General features: G+C 48.9%; 14 protein-coding genes and 3 pseudogenes. 12 read left to right on the top strand and 5 right to left on the bottom strand.

Annotated elements, in window-relative coordinates; all coding sequences use genetic code 11:
• The 4 genes and pseudogenes from ACES2C_RS13880 to ACES2C_RS13865 form a co-directional block, all read left to right on the top strand.
• The gene (locus ACES2C_RS13880; protein WP_374163682.1) at positions 1-954 is read left to right on the top strand and encodes a YihY/virulence factor BrkB family protein; all 954 of its coding nucleotides are present in this window, start codon (positions 1-3) and stop codon (positions 952-954) included.
• A 101-nt stretch (positions 955-1,055) separates the two neighbouring features.
• Positions 1,056-1,445 carry a YidH family protein gene (locus ACES2C_RS13875; protein ID WP_374163681.1) on the top strand — a complete coding sequence of 130 codons (390 nt, stop codon included), beginning with the start codon at positions 1,056-1,058 and terminating at the stop codon, positions 1,443-1,445.
• A 97-nt stretch (positions 1,446-1,542) separates the two neighbouring features.
• Positions 1,543-2,154 carry a Crp/Fnr family transcriptional regulator gene (locus ACES2C_RS13870; RefSeq protein ID WP_374163680.1) on the top strand — a complete coding sequence of 204 codons (612 nt, stop codon included), beginning with the start codon at positions 1,543-1,545 and terminating at the stop codon, positions 2,152-2,154.
• Between the two features lie 106 nt (positions 2,155-2,260).
• A pseudogene (locus ACES2C_RS13865) lies at positions 2,261-3,373 on the top strand (TolC family protein); the annotation flags it as partial.
• Here ACES2C_RS13865 and ACES2C_RS13860 read toward each other — a convergent pair.
• Positions 3,373-4,242 carry a glycoside hydrolase family 43 protein gene (locus ACES2C_RS13860; protein WP_374163679.1) on the bottom strand — a complete coding sequence of 290 codons (870 nt, stop codon included), beginning with the start codon at positions 4,240-4,242 and terminating at the stop codon, positions 3,373-3,375. The pseudogene ACES2C_RS13865 and the gene ACES2C_RS13860 sit on opposite strands and share 1 nt — an antisense overlap.
• Before the next feature lie 607 nt (positions 4,243-4,849).
• Between ACES2C_RS13860 and ACES2C_RS13855 the strand changes: the two genes are divergently transcribed.
• The 8 genes and pseudogenes from ACES2C_RS13855 to ACES2C_RS13820 all read left to right on the top strand — a co-directional run bounded on the left by ACES2C_RS13855 (position 4,850) and on the right by ACES2C_RS13820 (position 12,772).
• Positions 4,850-5,239 (top strand): hypothetical protein, encoded by a 390-nt coding sequence (locus ACES2C_RS13855; RefSeq protein WP_374163678.1) that lies wholly within the window; start codon positions 4,850-4,852, stop codon positions 5,237-5,239.
• A gap of 125 nt (positions 5,240-5,364) precedes the next feature.
• Positions 5,365-8,405, top strand: a pseudogene (locus tag ACES2C_RS13850) (efflux RND transporter permease subunit); the annotation flags it as partial.
• A gap of 30 nt (positions 8,406-8,435) precedes the next feature.
• Positions 8,436-9,745 (top strand): annotated as a pseudogene (locus ACES2C_RS13845) (TolC family protein).
• Positions 9,746-10,885 (top strand): efflux RND transporter periplasmic adaptor subunit, encoded by a 1,140-nt coding sequence (locus tag ACES2C_RS13840; protein ID WP_374163677.1) that lies wholly within the window; start codon positions 9,746-9,748, stop codon positions 10,883-10,885.
• 180 nt (positions 10,886-11,065) lie between these two features.
• Positions 11,066-11,398 carry an SDR family oxidoreductase gene (locus ACES2C_RS13835; protein WP_374163676.1) on the top strand — a complete coding sequence of 111 codons (333 nt, stop codon included), beginning with the start codon at positions 11,066-11,068 and terminating at the stop codon, positions 11,396-11,398.
• Positions 11,395-11,805 (top strand): SDR family oxidoreductase, encoded by a 411-nt coding sequence (locus ACES2C_RS13830; protein ID WP_374163675.1) that lies wholly within the window; start codon positions 11,395-11,397, stop codon positions 11,803-11,805. The genes ACES2C_RS13835 and ACES2C_RS13830 overlap by 4 nt, the downstream gene beginning before the upstream one ends.
• Positions 11,806-11,858: 53 nt before the next feature.
• Positions 11,859-12,278 (top strand): hypothetical protein, encoded by a 420-nt coding sequence (locus tag ACES2C_RS13825; RefSeq protein WP_374163674.1) that lies wholly within the window; start codon positions 11,859-11,861, stop codon positions 12,276-12,278.
• 5 nt (positions 12,279-12,283) lie between these two features.
• Positions 12,284-12,772 carry a helix-turn-helix domain-containing protein gene (locus ACES2C_RS13820; protein ID WP_374163673.1) on the top strand — a complete coding sequence of 163 codons (489 nt, stop codon included), beginning with the start codon at positions 12,284-12,286 and terminating at the stop codon, positions 12,770-12,772.
• A gap of 213 nt (positions 12,773-12,985) precedes the next feature.
• On the opposite strand, the gene ACES2C_RS13815 is transcribed toward ACES2C_RS13820, so the two are convergent.
• From ACES2C_RS13815 to ACES2C_RS13800, 4 genes are all read right to left on the bottom strand, one after another.
• Positions 12,986-13,258, bottom strand: a complete 273-nt coding sequence (locus tag ACES2C_RS13815; RefSeq protein WP_374163672.1) for a hypothetical protein — start codon at positions 13,256-13,258, stop codon at positions 12,986-12,988.
• Between the two features lie 244 nt (positions 13,259-13,502).
• On the bottom strand, positions 13,503-15,506 hold the full coding sequence (locus ACES2C_RS13810; RefSeq protein ID WP_374163671.1) for an FAD-dependent oxidoreductase: 2,004 nt from the start codon (positions 15,504-15,506) through the stop codon (positions 13,503-13,505).
• A 65-nt stretch (positions 15,507-15,571) separates the two neighbouring features.
• Complete coding sequence (locus ACES2C_RS13805) at positions 15,572-17,251, bottom strand: RagB/SusD family nutrient uptake outer membrane protein (protein ID WP_374163670.1); 1,680 nt, start codon at positions 17,249-17,251, stop codon at positions 15,572-15,574.
• Between the two features lie 11 nt (positions 17,252-17,262).
• Entirely contained in the window at positions 17,263-17,475 is a 213-nt protein-coding gene (locus ACES2C_RS13800) for a hypothetical protein (RefSeq protein ID WP_374163669.1), read from the bottom strand.
• Between the last annotated feature and the right edge of the window lie 5 nt (positions 17,476-17,480).

Below are 17,480 nucleotides of genomic sequence, written 5' to 3'. Positions count from 1 at the left end.
ATGAAAAAGATTTTCAGTAAGCAAACATTCAAGGACGGACTGACCATATTTAAGGGAGCATTAAAGGGCTTCTCTGAAGATAAAGCAATGAAACTGAGCGCCTCTCTGGCCTATTATACAATTTTCTCGCTGGGACCACTGCTGCTGCTGGTGATCTCACTAGGGGGCTTTTTTCTGGGGAAAGACGCTATACAAGGTCAGGTGTTCGCAGAGATTAACGGCCTGGTTGGCAATCAGGCGGCCAAACAGATCCAGGATATGATCAAGAATCTGGAGCTCTCGGGCAAGACAGGGATCTCAATCGCAATAGGAGTTGTGACCTTGCTGGTCGGTGCCACCACTGTTTTCGGCGAAATGCAAGATTCCATCAATATGATCTGGAAAGTGAAGGCCAAGCCAAAGAGAGGCTGGGTAAAGCTGCTAAAGGACCGCTTTCTTTCCTCGTCGCTGATCATCAGTCTGGGCTTTCTGCTGGTTGTTTCCCTGCTGATCAACGGAGCGGTGCTTGCCATGAGCGACAGGTTAAAATCCTTCTTTCCCGATATTACGGTGCTTCTCTTCAACCTGATCAATGCAGCAATTAGCTTTATCGTGATCGCTGTGCTTTTCGGAATCATCTTCAAAGTGCTGCCCGACGTCAAAATCAAGTGGAAAGATGTGCGTGCCGGTGCAATTTTCACTGCCGTCCTCTTCCTGATAGGAAGAGTGGTTATTGGTATCTACATCGAGAAGTCGAGCACGGGTTCTGCATACGGGGCAGCGGGTTCGCTGATCGTGATCCTCTTGTGGGTCTATTATACGGCTGCAATCCTCTACTTTGGCGCCGAATTTACGCAGGCCTATGCATCTTTCACGGGAGCGGCTATAGAACCCGCCGATTATGCCGTCCATGTTGAACAGAAGGAAACTGAGAAGGATGTAGATGTTTTGCCCCCACAGAATATGGCGGAATAACTGATTGTGAGCGATCGTACCATAGGCCTTACTCCCGACCTGAATGGAAACAGGCGGGATCTTTTATTACCTTGAGGAAAGAACTACTTTGGCAAAAGACTATGACCCCAGATACACCGGGCAGGAAGACTCCCATCCCAAACGACCACCTTGCAAACGAGCGTACCTTTCTGGCCTGGATTCGCACCTGCATCGCTATTATCGGTCTCGGGTTTGTGGTAGTCAAGTTTTCTCTTTTTGTCAGGCAGATCTCGTTTGTCCTCGGCGAGGCCAAACCCGTTCCGGGTAGCGGATTCTCCTCTTCCATCGGAATATCTCTGGTTGGTCTTGGAGGATTGATGGCTATTCTTTCGTACTGGCGCTACAGGCATATTGAGCAGCAACTGCTAAAAAAGGACTATTATCCCTCCTTCCTGCTTTCGTTGTTGTTAACCGCGGCTATCATTCTGATCAGCATGGTCCTGCTGTGGTACCTGGTACCAGCCGCATGAGTTCGCCTGTGTCCGTCCGGGCAGCGATAGTAAAAGCGGGGTGTGCAGAAGAGCGTCGTTTTCAGTATTTTTGAGTGCCATTACCAAGATGTCAGCCATGCTTGAATCTCTTTTTACAGATCCGGTACTTAAAGAAGCAATAAGGAAATTTACCCGTACGCGGAAGATCAAGAAAGACGAGACCTTGTTTACTCCGGGCGATAAGGTAATCTTCATCCCCATCGTACAAAAGGGTGTCCTGCGCATCGTGCGGGAGGACAACGAAGGCCGAGAAATATTCCTCTATCACCTCTATCCCGCTCAGACCTGCGCCATGGCCATTAACTGCTGCGAAGCTGGAAAAGAGAGCATGGTAAAGGCAATTGCCGAAGACGACACGGAGGTCATTCTAATCCCGGTCAACCTGATGGAGGACTGGTTCAGATTTCCGGAATGGCGCACGTACATCAACCAGACGTATAGCAGCCGGTTTGCAGAGCTGCTGGGCGTTATCGACCTGATCGCATTCAGCAATCTTGACAAGCAAATCCTGCACTATCTCAGAAAAAGAGCCGGGGCATTAGGCACCGATACTCTTAACATTACCCATCAGCAGATCGCTGACGAGCTGCACACACATCGTGAGGCTGTTAGCCGCCTGCTTTGTACTATGGAAGAAAAAGAAATGGTGAGACTGGGCAGAAACGAGATCCGGCTGCTAAGTTCTTAGTTTTTTATTTTCTTAATCTTATCCAACAAATGTTCCTGACCGGGCTTTTGTGATTGGTCATTTTTGTCGTGTTCTCAATAGAACTGAATGTATAAATCAGTGTAACATGACAAAAAGAATTGCATCCGTTATCCTACTGACGTTCGTGGTGTTCGTGAACGAAGGAACGATGGCCCAGGAAAAGGCAGTGCGACTAGGTATAGAAGAAGCCGTTGCGGCCACGCTGGAGCGCAACCAGGCTTTCCGCGAGGCGGGACTTGACCAGGCGATCGCGCTGGAAAAGTACAGGCAGACAAGTGCGGCTTTCCTTCCACAGGTCGCCGTATCTTATGCCGCCTTAAGCACAAACAACCCGCTCAACGCCTTTGGATTCAAGCTGCAGCAAAAAATCATTACCCAGAACGACTTCAACCCCGTCCTGCTAAACGATCCCGAGGTAATAAACGACTTTTCGGCCAGACTGGAGGTAAAGCAGCCGCTGCTGAACGCCGACATGCTGCACATGCGCAAAGCCGCCAAGACAGAAACGGAAGCGCAAACGCTGAAAAAGAAAAGGGCCGGCCAGTATCTGAAGTTCCAGGCCAAAAGCGCTTATTATGACCTGCAGTTTGCATGCAGGATGAGGGATGTGGCGGCAGAAGCGCTCAACACGGTAAATGGCATCTATAAGTTCACTAACGACAGGGTGAAGCAAGGCCTCCTGCAGAGGTCGGACCTTCTGAATGTAGGAGTAAAAGTAGCTGAGGCTCGAAGTGCTGTTGAATACGCGGGGAGCGCCGTCAGGAACGCGTCGGATCGCCTCAGCATCCTCATGAACAGGCAGCCTGGCGTCGTGTACATTCCAGATCTTTTGGATCAGGAGCTGCGCGGTAGCAGTGCTCAAAGGCTGGAAATATCCGCAGACAGGTCCGATTACCTCGCCCTGACGAAAGCAATTGAGGCCACCGACCACCTGATAGCGGCGACAAGGTCCGCCTATCTCCCGAGGTTAAACGCCTTTGGTTCATTGCAGCTGAACGATAAAAAATTAGCGGGCGACTACGCGGACTCCTACCTGGCGGGCATACAGCTTTCCTGGAACATTTTTAATGGAACCAGAAGCCGTCATGAGGTGGCTCAGCATAAGCTTGAAAAAGACAAGCTCATGCTTCAGCTGCAAAGCGGGATCGATCAGGGAAAAGCGGACCTGAACGCGGCGGCACGGGCGCTAAGCGATGCTCAATATAAAATCGAACAGCAGCAAACTGCCGTAACACAGGCTGAAGAGGCCTTGCGCATCAGGATATACTTATCAGAGCGGTTTAGTTTAAAAACCCCTGAGCCTTCAACTGCGTCCCGGGTTTGCTGCTTATATCCGGGCTGTTCAATCCATTTTCCTGAAGTAAGCGAATCGGTAAGGGCCAGCTTTATTCCGTTGCCGTGGCCTTCGGTCTTATAAAAAAGATAGAACAAGCCGTTCTTATTAATAATGTCCCCATCAATACATGACTTGCCATTCTGCGGGCGGAACAGAACTTTTGGATCAGCTTCCAGATCGGTAAAGTCGCCGTTGGCGTATGCATAGTAAATGATATCAGGTCCATTGCCGTGTTTCATGGACCAGTAGACCATGTATTTCCCCACGGCAGGGTCGAATATCGTCTGCGGTGCCCATACGCGTTTCAAATCGTCGTGCCCTTTAAACCGTTGCTGGATGTTAATAACCGTGTGCTTCCAGTTCAGCAGATCGTCTGACTTCAGCAGCACCATGGCGCGGTTAGAATCCCATCCTTTAGAGGAAGTCATGTCGGTAAGGACCATGTAAAATGATCGCCCGTCTTCCCCCCGAAGGATATGGGGGTCGCGCACGCCGCCCGTACTGCTGATCACTTTTGAGTCAATAACGGGCCTGTTATTATTCAGGGCGCGGTAATGGTAGCCGTCTGTGCTGATGGCGTAACAGACCGCCTCATCTTCAACGGCATTTCCTTTAAAGTAGGTAAATAGGTAGCCTGCGAAGTCCTTGTCAGCGGGGCCTGATTTATAGCCCTGGGCGAGTGATCTTCCGGTAAAAACAACGACAAGAACAGCAAAGAGTGTAAGCCGCAAATGGTGGGATTCTTTCTTTATTAAAGAAAGAGTTTGCCATTCTGTCCGGACAGGTTTATTTTTTTGCGGGGCAGCTTCATTGATTTTTGAAAAGTGGCTGGTCTGCAAATCAAATCTAAGTAGCAAAAATTGGCAAGGAGTCATCTTCAGAATGCTTAAATAAAAAATTTCAGTTCCTATCGGTAAAAAAGTGCGAACAAAAAGGGTAAACCCATGAGTATAAACACCGGAGTAGTTAAGAAAAAACCGGCTATATTGTATCTCAGTCTATCATTTTGGATTGGCCATTTGAGACAAAGATTAGACATTGTCTTAAATGTGAAGATTACATTTATTTTTTATTCAGGCAAGACCTTAGTGCGATCTCAATGAAATAATCACCATTGCTATATCTGAAGGCAAGCAGAAGTCGTTTACGCCGGAGCGGCTGGTTTTGCCACGTTTCGGTCGCGGTTGTCGCGACAGGTAATAGTCAAACGTCCGACAACCAATTGCGCCACACAAGTATCCCGATACAGAAACAGCACGGGAACAAATCCTCTCTGGTAGTAAAAAACGTGTTTTTTAACTATTTTAGCGACATCATTTTAATCATTGAAAACTATCAATGCTGAATCGCGTGATCGCAATACTTTTATTAAGCACTCTTCTGGTCACCCAAACGGAGTTAGGCCAGCTTATAAAATTCCCGATTCTGATTACGCACTACTTCGATCATAAATCAGAAAAGCCTGATATTTCAGTTATCGCTTTTATTAAGCTTCATTATTTCAGCAAGTTCGTCAAGGATAAAGACTATATGGAAGATATGCGGCTTCCTTTCAAATCAAATACAACTATACAAGTCCTTTCTGTCTCCTCAGCCGTAATTCCGCAGAACAGCTATATATCGATCAGAGCAGCAGAGTTCGACCTCTATCGCGTTCGTCCTGACTTTTCGGAAAAAGAGATCCGGGGCGTGGCTAAATCCGTCTGGCAGCCTCCGCAGTACAGCTAAGTTCTTTTACTGCTATTCCCTCACAAAGGGAATGGGTATCCTTATTTGTCGAATTGTCGGCTGGTACTTCCGCCTGCTCTAAAGTAGGATATTTTTTGGTGAGTGCCAGCCCCAAAATTAAAACTATGCTTAACGGAATTATTAGATTTTCTATAAAGAACAAGTTAATTATAGGGATGCTGATCCTGATCCTCATAGGAACAGGAATCTACAATGTAGGCAAGCTCCCTATCGATGCGGTTCCCGATATCACAAATAATCAGGTCCTCGTCATAACGTCCTCGCCCTCACTCGGAGCTGCTGACATTGAGCGGCTTATCACCTTTCCTATCGAACAGTCGACCCGTAACATACCGGGAATTATTGAACAGCGGTCATTCTCCCGGTTTGGTTTATCGATCGTCACGATCGTATTCAGCGATGAGACAGACGTGTACTGGGCGAGGCAGCAAGTGAGTGAACGGCTGATAGAGGTGCAGTCGCAGATTCCCTCTTCATTGGGCACGCCGGCCATGGGGCCGGTAACAACCGGGCTTGGAGAAATCTTTCAGTACGTTGTAAAACCGAAGCCTGGTTATGAATCTAAGTACGGTCCTATGGAACTGCGAACAATACAGGACTGGATAGTGCGGCGACAGCTGCTCGGCACGGAAGGCGTCGCTGACGTAAGTAGTTTCGGCGGCCGCCTGAAGCAATATGAAATAGCGGTAAACACAGCCCGGCTCAGCTCCTATAATCTTAGCATAGCCGATGTTTTTTCAGCACTCGAGCGCAACAACCAAAATACTGGAGGAGCCTATATTGAACGCGGACCTACCGCTCTTTTTATCCGGAGCGAGGGATTGGTATCGTCAGTAGGCGACATCGCTCAGATCATGATAAAAACTCTTCCTAACGGCACTCCGGTAACCATTAAAGACGTAGCGTCGGTGAAGCTTGGCTCAGCGATTCGTTATGGAGCAGTTTGCTATAACGATCAGGGGGAAGTGGCCGGTGCGGTAGTGATGATGCTAAAAAATGGAAACTCATCAGCAGTTATCAAAGCGGTCAAGAAAAAGATTGCCGAGATTGAAAAGACTTTGCCTCAGGGGGTGCAGATAGAGCCCTTCCTTGACCGTACAAAAATGGTGAACAACGCCATCGGCACCGTGGAAAAGAACCTGATGGAGGGCGCCCTGATCGTTATTTTCATCCTGGTACTCTTCCTCGGGAATCTCCGGGCGGGCTTGCTGGTCGCTTCGGTGATCCCATTATCAATGCTCTTCGCCATCATCATGATGAACCTGTTCGGCGTCAGCGGCAACCTCATGAGCCTGGGTGCGCTCGATTTTGGGCTGATTGTTGATGGCGCTGTCATCATTGTGGAGGCGGCGATGCACCGGTTGCGCGTAAGCAAAAAATTCACAGAAGCAACGCTTCTCGATCAGCAGCAAATGGACACAGAGGTGGGAAAATCAGCCTCTAAAATGATGAATGCAGCAGTCTTTGGACAGGTTATTATCCTGATCGTTTACCTGCCTATCCTCTCTCTTTCGGGTATCGAGGGCAAGATGTTTCGCCCGATGGCAGAAACGGTTGCGTTCGCCATCCTCGGCGCCTTCTTGCTATCGCTCACCTACATTCCGATGATGACCTCCCTCTTTCTCAGCAGGAAGATTTCCCGTAAAAAGTCAATCTCCGACAGGATGATGCATAAAATGGAAAGGGCGTACCGAAAAACGCTGCTACTGGTCTTGACCACTCCAAAGACGGTGATCGCCGTTTCGCTGGCAACGTTTATGATCAGCGTAGTGATCCTGCTTCATATGGGCGGAGAATTTATCCCAAAGTTAGAGGAGGGAGATTTTGCAGTTGACACGCGGGTGCTCACAGGGAGCTCTCTGACCACGACCATTAAAACAACCCAGCAGTGCGCAAATATCCTGCTTGATAAATTCCCTGAAGTGGAGAAAGTGGTAACGAAGATAGGAAGCGGAGAGATCCCGACGGACCCGATGCCAATTGAAGCCTCCGATATGATGGTGATCTTGAAACCGAAGAAAGAATGGACCTCCGCTCATTCCTTCGACGAACTGGCAGGCAAGATGAGCAATGCGCTGGCCAGTGTTCCGGGAGTTACCGCAGGATTTCAGTTCCCAGTGCAGATGCGCTTCAATGAACTGATGACCGGGGGAAGGCAGGACGTGGTCTGCAAAATCTTCGGGGAGAATATCGACACGCTGTCGGCGTACGCCGAGCGGCTCGGTCGGGTTGTCCGCACGGTAGAAGGAGCCGAAGATCTGTATGTTGAATCTGTTACCGGACTGCCTCAGATCGTAATCAACTATAACCGGTCTGCGCTCGCTCAATATGGTCTTTCTATAGCGGAGGTAAATCGAACGGTGCAGTCAGCATTTGCAGGCGCCATTACAGGACAAGTCTTCGAAAACGAGCGTCGGTTCGACCTGGTGGTCCGCCTCGATAGCACGCAGCGGCAGAATGTGAGCGATGTGCAGGACCTGCTAATCACCCGCATCAACGGGATGCAAATTCCGCTAAGGCTTGTCGCCGACGTTGCTATTAAAGTTGGTCCAAATCAAATACAACGCGAAAATGCACAACGCCGAATAACCGTTGGGTTTAATGTGAGGGGAAGAGACGTTGAATCGATAGTAGGAGAACTCCAAAATAAGGTTTCCGCAAAGTTGAAGCTATCTCCTGGTTATTATATTACTTATGGAGGCGACTTCGAAAATCTCAGAGCGGCAAAAAAAGGCTCTCTTTAGCGGTCCCGGTCTCCCTTTTGCTGATCCTTGTCTTGCTGAACTTTGCTTTTGGCTCTTTAAAACAGGGATTGATGGTGTTCTCAGCGATCCCTCTATCAGCCATTGGCGGCATCTTCGCTTTGTGGACCCGTGGCATGTCGTTCAGTATTTCGGCTGGAGTAGGCTTTATTGCCCTGTTCGGCGTCGCCGTTCTCAACGGAATAGTGCTCATCTCCGAATTCAACCAGCTTAAGCGGTCGGGAGTAGACGATATCATGGTGAGAATACTCCGCGGCACGCGCACGCGGCTGCGCCCTGTCCTGATGACTGCTTCAGTCGCCTCACTGGGCTTTCTGCCGATGGCCCTGAGCACCGGGGCCGGAGCTGAAGTTCAGCGCCCGCTTGCTACTGTTGTCATCGGCGGACTAATCACAGCTACCGCACTTACTCTGATGCTGCTTCCGGTACTTTATCTTTTGTTTGAATCGAAAAAAGTGAGGCCTTTGCAGCAGAGAGGCTTGGCCCTCCTCCGAAATAGGAGCTTTCTAGTCGTGATGACCATGCTGACCTGCACGGCTGCCACTCAAGCCCAGCAAAGGATCTCCCTTGCGGCAGCACTCGACTCGGCGATAAAGAACAGTCCGAAGCTTCAGGCCGCTGTACTCCGAACGAGTTATTCGAGAACCCTTGAAGGTACTGCCTGGGATATTCCGCCAGCTGTTGTTTCGGGAGAGTACGGTAAAATAAACAGCGCACTTAACGACAACCGCGTTTCACTGAGCCAGCAGGTCGCCTTCCCTGTTGTCTATGCGCGTCAGAAAAAACTTCTCCTGGCCGGAACCGAAAGCAGCAGGCTAAAAGAATCAGTAGACGAGTTTGAGCTCAGGAAAGAGGTGACCGCTGCCTTTTATCAGCTTCGGGTGATGTACGAAAGGAAGAAAATCCTTGTCAAGTCCGACTCGCTTTACAGCGTCCTGTACAAGAAACAAGAAGAACGCTTCAGAGTTGGCGATATCAATGTGCTTGAAAAGACTTCGGTAGAATCACAGCGGATGCAGATAGCCAGCCAGCTCGAAGCTCTGTTGGCTGACATAGAAATAGCACGACTGAGGTTCGGACAACTGTTGAACTGCCGTTCAGAATATGTCCCCGAGGAAGGTCCGGCCAGGATTGATATGTCTGGGCCGCCCCAAGAGCTTCGAGCTGAAAACGTGCCTTCGCTGAAGTGGCTGAAGCAACAACAGGATTTGGCACTCGCGGAACACCTTCTCCAAAAATCAAAATGGCTGCCGTCGCTCACGCTTGGGTATAACAACCAGTCGATCTCAGGCTTCCAGAACCTCGGAGGAACAGAGGTTTATTACGACAGTGGGCACCGTTTCAGTTCTGTACTGTTGGGGATCAATGTACCCTTGTTTCTGCGACCCCTGAATTCCGCGGTAAAGGCAGGAGCCATCAACTACCAGATAAGAAAAAAGAGTACGAAGACGCATGGCTGAAACAAAGCACTGCTTTGAGGCAATTATCACTAAGCTACCAGAAAAACAAGGCCCTGCTCGACTACTACGAGCAGACAGCATTAAAACATGCCGATCTTCTGAGCCAGAGAGCTTCCCAGCAGTTTGCCTCCGGCAACATTGGCTACCTGGAGTGGCTAACCCTGATTAACCAGGCAATTACTATCCGAGCCGAATATTTAAATGTGCTGAGCGACTGGAACTCGCTGGCTATCGACATTCACTCTTACCAAAGTAAAAATTAGATGAAAACATTGAAATACACATATACAGTGCTTTTAGGCATGATTTTGTTTTCCTGCACAGAAAGGAAATCAGGAAACAGCAAGGAAGTAGAACAGGCGGTACCCGGACTTGTAGTCCTTTCAAATGCACAAATAAAAAATGCAGGCATACAAACGGGCAGAGCAGAAACAAGAGAAATGAGTGAGAGTGTAGTTGTTAATGGTGTAGTGGACGTGCCACCCCAGAACGTCGTCTCCGTTAGTTTTCCGCTAGGCGGATACTTTAAGTACACACGCATGCTGCCCGGGATGAAAATATCAAGGGGACAGACGCTGGCGGTGATCGAAGACCAATCCTTCATTCAGCTGCAACAGGACTATCTGGTTGCAAAAGCGAAGCTTTCGGCCCTCTCGGAAGACTACCGCCGGCAAAAAGTTCTTAACGCCAGCAAAACGAGCAGCGACAAGACCTTTCAGCAGGCACAAAGTGAGTACGTCACTCAGCAAATTGCGTTGAAGGCACTCGCCGAGAAGCTTCTCATGCTCGGAGTTAATCCGGCCCGGCTCACCGTGAACAGCATCAGTCGTTCTATTGCGATTCATTCGCCAATTAATGGATTTGTCGTAAAGGTAAATGCAAATGCAGGCAAGTATGTAAACCCGACCGACGTGCTACTTGAACTGGTAAATACGGACGATCTGCACCTTGCACTAACCGTTTTCGAGAAAGACCTAAACAGCGTAAAGCCGGGCATGACGGTCACCGCCCATCCCACCTCAGATACATCAAGGCTGTACACGGCAGAAGTGATCCTGTCGGGAAAAGACCTTGATGAAGACAGAAGCACAACCGTCCACTGCCATTTCAAGGGCAAAACAGCAGGGCTGATTCCAGGCATGTTCCTGCAAGCTGAAATTGAAAGCGTTAAAAGGGCAGTAATGGCTGTACCTGATGATGCAGTGGTAAGATACGGTGAAAAGGAGTATATCTTTGTGGCTGAAGCAAAGAATAGTTTCAGACAGGTGGAGATCAAAAGCGGCAAAACAGAGCGAGGCTATACAGAAATAATGACGACAGAGAGCATTAAAGGCAAGCCCATTGTTACCAGCAATGCTTATTCTATTCTGATGAAAATGAAGAACACAGGAGAAGAAGAATGAACACAGCAACATACCGCCCCGGGTATCTAGCCGTATGCGGGTGCTGTATAAAAAAACGAACTCGGGCGAGCTAATTCTAACATTGCACCCCCTGTTACCATTTCGGCAACAAATTCAACTATTTCGACTACATCGGCTCGCCGGACAGTTCAGAACTTTGCCGTATCAATAGTAACAGATATGAAAAAAGGAATCGAAGGTAAAACAGTGGTAATCACGGGTGCGAGCAGTGGTATTGGAGAAGCGATTGCAGAACTGCTGGCTTCAAGAGGTGCCAGGGTTGTACTTGGGGCGAGAAGGACGGATCGTTTGGACGTTATAGCAGAGCGGATCAGGGAGAATGCAGGCGAAGCAATCTCCATGCAAATGGACGTTACAAAACGAACCGATTTGATGAAACTGACCGCCCTGGCGGTCGAAAAATATGGCAGCCTAGATGTAATGATCAACAACGCCGGTATCAGTCAGTTGTATCCTATGGAAGAGACGGACGTTGACGCTGGGAACAGATGATCGACGTCAACATTAAAGGGACGCTTTACGGCATCGCGGCGGCCCTGCCAATAATCAAAGAGCAAGGCTCAGGCCATTTCGTTAATATGATGTCGACAGCAGGAATCAGTATTGTTCCTGCAATGGGCGTCTATGCGAGAACCAAAAATGCTATACGCACGATCAGCGAAGCGCTGCGACAGGAATCAGAAGGTCGCTGGCGCGTGACAGGCATTTCGCCAGGCTTAGTAAGTTCAGAATTTGTTAGTAACATCAAAAACGAGAGTATCAGAACCGCTATTCAGCAAAAGGCAGACCAGATCGCCATACCACCCAGGGCAATAGCAGAGGCGGTCGCTTATGCTATTGACCAACCAGACAATGTCGATGTGGGCGACATCATTATCCGGCCAACCGCACAAAACTGATCGAATCTTTTGCTGTAGTTACTATCTTAGAAGAGTGAATGGTCATGAAGCAGATGAACAGCGAAACGTTAAGCTTTGATAACATCACGGATCTAATGCTAAGGCTAGGTCTGCCGGCACCTTTGCATCCGCTGATCATGCTTGTCAATTACGATGAAGAGCGGATGAGTATGGCTGATGCCGGCAAGTGGTTTGACCTTGGCTTTTATAAGATATCGTTTAAGGAGAGTTTCAGCGGCAGCGTACAGTATGGCCCTGGGCAATATGACTTCAAAAACGGAGGACTGGCCTTCTTAGCACCGCGTCAGACTGTGATGATGTCCGGTGCCCCAGAGGACCACACAGGCTATGCCCTGTTTTTCCATTCCGAGCTGCTTCAGCGACACTCCTTGTCGCAGACCATTCACCGCTACGGCTTTTTTGCTATGCAGTCGCTGAAGCTCTGTTCCTGTCAGAAAAGGAAAAAGGAGTGATTTCAATGATTTTTAAGGCGATCGCTACAGAGCTAACAAACAATATCGATCAATTTAGTCAGGACGTGCTGGTATCGCAGCTTGAACTTTTGCTCAGTCATAGTAATCGATTTTACAACAGGCAGTTTCTAACCAGAAAAGCGGCAAATCATCACTTGATCGGCCAGATGAACGAATATCTGATTGAAAGATTGGACCAGGGAGACAACTTACTTACCGGCCTCCCCTCTCTGCAGGAAATAGCCGCTCATTTAAACCTGTCGCAACGCTATCTTTCGGACATGCTCCGATCGCTAACGGGAAAAAGCACACAACAGCATATCCACCTGATGCTGATAGAAAAAGCGAAGATATTGCTTAATCAGACAAGGCTCACTACCGCCGAGATAGCTTACCGCTTCGGTTTTGAGCATCCGCAGTCCTTCAACAAATTATTCAAGCAGAAGACAAACTTATCTCCTGCAGAATTCAGGCGAAGGGTGGCGTCAGATTAACGATAATAAAGTCCCGCTTAAAAACCGTTCTAAGTTCTCCTGACGCCTTGTTATTGAAGAATGAGGCCAAATGAAACACTCAAAAAACCCATTTTACCCGTTACAAATCAGCGGGAGCCGTACAAGCCAGTTGGAATAAAAGAAGGGCAACATAAAACCGGCTTTACGGGAAGACCGGCAAGAGATCTACGGGCACCGCTTTGTCAAAGTATGCTAATGAAAGTTCCGTTCTATAAGCTCGCCCAGTTCATCGGCAATACTCATCTGGTTATCGATGCCGAAGCTGGCAGGAACTGAAAGGCCTCCTTCTTTCCAAAACCAGGCGTTTACAGAGTTCTTGCTCAAAATCCCTACAGCTTCCCCTTCAATTTGAATGAGAAAATCGGAGTTTTCTTTTCCCTTCTGCGAAAGAGGCGAGACAAGAAAGGAATACCGGCTACTGCCTGATTGATAAGTTATTTCAAAAGGGGCTCTAGCTTCACTCATAGCAATTCCCCGCCACAATAATCACACCCAAGGGCCGCCGCTGATAAAAAACAGATCAAACAATTAAAAACAACCTGACAGTTAGAAGCTTAAATTTGACAAACAATAATGAGAAATAGTTGTAAAAAGCCCGGGGAACGGCGCGTCCCCGGGCCTTTTGCGTAAGGAGCTCAACAAAAAGCCACACAGCAAATGATGACGCCCAACGCTCTGTCGTTCTCCTATGGTCAGGAGATGAAGGTGATTAGTTCTCTTGCGGAACAAACAGCACTGCGTCAGCAACCGTTTTTCCTCCTGATGCAATAAGAGAGACGGACACTTTGCTCCCAGTGCCAAACTGGAAGTCACCAAGCTTAACCCACTCCCCTGATGTCTGTCCCTGTACTTCGAGCTCTGTTGTACGGATCCTTATTTCCCGCTCAGATCTCCCGTCGGATATGACCAGAGATATTTCCTCAGCCAGGCCGGGCAGCTTTGGAATATATGAGTAAATCGAATACGATCCTCCTTTGGCAATCGATGTACTAAACTCCGCCTTGCCGGTTGATGCCTCTTTATCGGTAGTCAGGAAGTCGGGGCCGTATCCTCCATGAGAGATTGCTTTCCACTCTCCTGAGAGCTTTACATTATCGGTATCGCGGTTGTCGACCAGGATCTCCGGTGTGCTGCCGTCACCCAAAGGGTTCTCTTTCAGAAGAGCGTTGACATAGGTAACGTCGACCTTTTGCACACTGATGCCCTTATCAATTGCGTCACAAGCGGCGACAGCTGCGGCCTGAGATAATACCATAAAGACAGGTTCCATCCTTATTGAGCCATAAGCGATGTGCGAGGCAGAGAGACAGACGGGAACAAACAGATTAGTTACTTCGCGCTCCTTCGGGACAATTGACCTATAGGAGACGGGGTAAGGGCCAAAACCTCCGATTTCGACATTACCCTCATTCTTCACAAAGCCGTTTACAACCAGGCGGTCACAATTATGAGAATCCATCGTGTACGCCGCCATCCCTACTCCATCAGCTACTACTTCTTTCCTCTGACAATGATGCTGGGTCATCACCAGCTCGCCCACCATCCGCCGTGCCTCCCTGACATACAACTGCGGCGACCAATGTCCGTTGTTCGTATACTCGTCTTTAGGATATCCCCACTGCTGCATCTCTTTTCTAATATGGGCGGGTACTGCAGGATCGTTTCCGATGAAGTATAAAAGGCCTTTGGTATAATCGGTGTGCGCTTTAATAATCCTCGCCCGCTCTGCATAACCCGCTTCCGGATACTTCCAGTTCTCGCCAATCATATCAGTCGAAAACCCTCCTCTGTTGTTGATATCAGTCTTGGCCTCGGGCATGCTGCTTATAATGAATCCGTCGCTGAGACTTTTCCATGGCTTTCGCTCCATAAGCCGGAGCAAAAGCTGGTACTTTGACCGATCGTAGTTCTCGGGCCTGCCTATTGGAATTCGGTTCGAAGGCCGATTGGTAAGACAGATCCTGTAATTATAAGCCTGCACTTTTCGGTCGCCGCTTCCTTCCGGCTGCAAGCTGCCCGGACGTATCCCCCAGAGGAGTCCGCTCTCCGGCTTCCCGGGAGTAACATAAGGATCCACACCATCGGGCATTTGATGGCCATCCATCAGCTGGACTCCGTTGTAGGTCTCCTGATACTGGCTGTTCGGTTCGCGGCCAACTGTGTAAGAAACCCCTGCAGCTGCCATCAGGTCGCCCTCGTAGCTGCAGTCAATAAAGATCTTTGCCTTGACCTCAGCCGCAGGAAGGCTCCTGGTGCCTGCTGCATTCTCGAGCTTGACCATGCGAACGACGCCGGCCTGTTTGTCTACCGCTTTGAGGCGGTGATTAAAAAGTACTCTGAAGCCTCCCCTTTTTACATAATCGCGAAATATTGCTTCTGCTACCTTGGGTTCGAAAATCCATTGTTCAAACTTGCCATAGTGCCGGCCGATGCGGCGATAGAAATCACGGGCAAGCCCGGTAACCACATATTTATTACCAATATCGGTATATCCAAGCCCCCCGGAACTCATACCACCAAGATGGCTTCCTGGTTCTACCAATACCACTTTTTTCCCATATTTCGCGGCAGTGTAAGCAGCAATGACCCCTGCAGAAGTTCCGCCGTACACGCAAACATCATAGTCCGGAAGTGCTGCCCGTGAATATGAAGCCTGACAGACAAGGATAGCTGCCAACAACAAAATGGCTTTTCTGATGGTAATTAATTTCATAAATATCATTCTTAATGGTTAACGGGACGGACAACCTGATGCGTGACCGTCCCGTCTTACTACTTTCAATAGTTTGGATTCTGAACGAGGCCGGGAATAGTGACTGTTTCCACATTCGGTATCGGCCAGAGGTAATCCCTCGCGGCGTTAAACTTCCGGACTTCAATCACGCGTAACTGATCTTTATTCGGCACGGCACTGTAATCCGGACTACCATTTTCGTCAATAGCTGGAGCGGAGGTAAGCAAACCTCTTTGTACTCTTCCGTAAAAAGGTCCGTTCATTACCTGCTCCGCGATCTTCCAGCGCCTGATGTCGGAAAGGCGAAAGCCCTCCATGGCGAGTTCATGCAGACGCTCTTTACGAACGATCGAGCGCATTTCTGCCTGAGTTTTGCCCGAGCTAATGGCGGGCATATTGACCCCCGGGCGCTGTCTTATCTGATTGATCGCCTCATACACGCTCTGGTCAATCTTATTTGCTTCGATCATGGCTTCAGCGTAGATGAGCAATACCTCAGCATAACGGATCTGGGTGATATTCAGTTCCGAATTTGAACGGTCTTCCTTATCCTGAAGATCGATATATTTTCTCCAGCAGTAACCTGTAAACGTTGCAAAAGCGTTCAGTGCATCCTGGTTATCTACCCGAGTTGCGGGCGTCGTGTTATAATTCCAGCATTTTACACTGTCGCGGTGCGTTTCGAACTGATAATTAAAGTAGACCGACCCTGGAACAGCGATGGTGTAACCAAGCCGGGGATCTCGGTTCTGAAAAGGACGGGCCGGATCGTACAAGGGTGATTGGTCAATATCGAGGCCGTCGGTACATTGATAGGAGTCGACAAGCGACTGGCTGGGGACTTTGTTCGAGAAGCCCTGGGCATTCCGGGACAGGAGGTTGCCGGGCATTGAATGAGTACGCGTCCTGGAAGCCTTCAAAAACTGCAGCGCAAATATGATCTCCCTTGAATTTTCCCCCGCATAAGAGAACAATGCCCTGAAGTCGTTGTGCAAGGCGTAGACATTCAGCGCCATGACACTTCTTGCCGCTTCGGCCGCAATATCCCACTTTTCTCCATACAGAGCTGCCCTGGCTTTTATTGCGAGTGCAGCGCCCTTCGTTGCTCTGCCGACATCGTTTCCTGAATAGCTAAGGGGAAGGTCTGCTGCTGCCGCATCCAGTTCCGCAAGAATGAAGTCGAGCACCTCCTCTTTTGAATTCCTGCCCAGCTGAGAATTAGTAAGATTAAGGGACTGCGTAACGAGCGGTACGCCGCCAAAATAATCGATGAGGTATTGATAAGTGCGCGCCCTCATGAACCGCGCCTCTGCAATTGAGCGATTGTAAATGGCTGGTGTGGTCTTTTCCTTTACCTTCGGCGCATTATCAAGTACATTATTGCATCGTCCGATGACGATGTAGGCGTTCGTCCATACCGACAAGGCAAAACCATTATTACTGTCGTGGTTCCCCTTACCCAGGCTCTGGAGCGGGCTGTTATTGCGGTCCCAGCCTATGTCAGTGCCATTATCGACGCAGACATTTAAAGGCATGTTATCCAGTACAGTGTAGTTGTCTGCGGCATAAATACCGTTCACAGCCAGCACCAGTTCTTCCTGGTTGGCAAAATAGGTTTCGTCAGAAGGGCCTGAAAGAGGCTGACGATCAAGATAGTTATCGCATGCAGGCAAGGCCAGCACCGAAATCAAGAGGGGAAACCAGTAATATAGTAACTTCTTCATTGTTGATCTTTTTAAAAGTTTGCCTCCAATCCAACACTGTACACCTTAACCTGAGGATAGTAATTCCCCTGCCCAACTGGTGCCTCTACATCGTATCCACTCCAAAAATCATCGATAGAGAAGAGATTGCTGCCGTTCGCAAACAGCCTCAGTCTCTTTACCTTAATTTTCGATGCAACCGCCGCGGGAAGGGTATAGCCGATCTGAAGGTTTTTAAGCCTCACATAGG

It is taken from the genome of Arcticibacter sp. MXS-1, assembly GCF_041902385.1.
GTDB lineage: Bacteria > Bacteroidota > Bacteroidia > Sphingobacteriales > Sphingobacteriaceae > Arcticibacter.
Note: the sequence above shows the minus strand (reverse complement) of the source record. Positions and strands in the feature narration are given on the sequence as shown.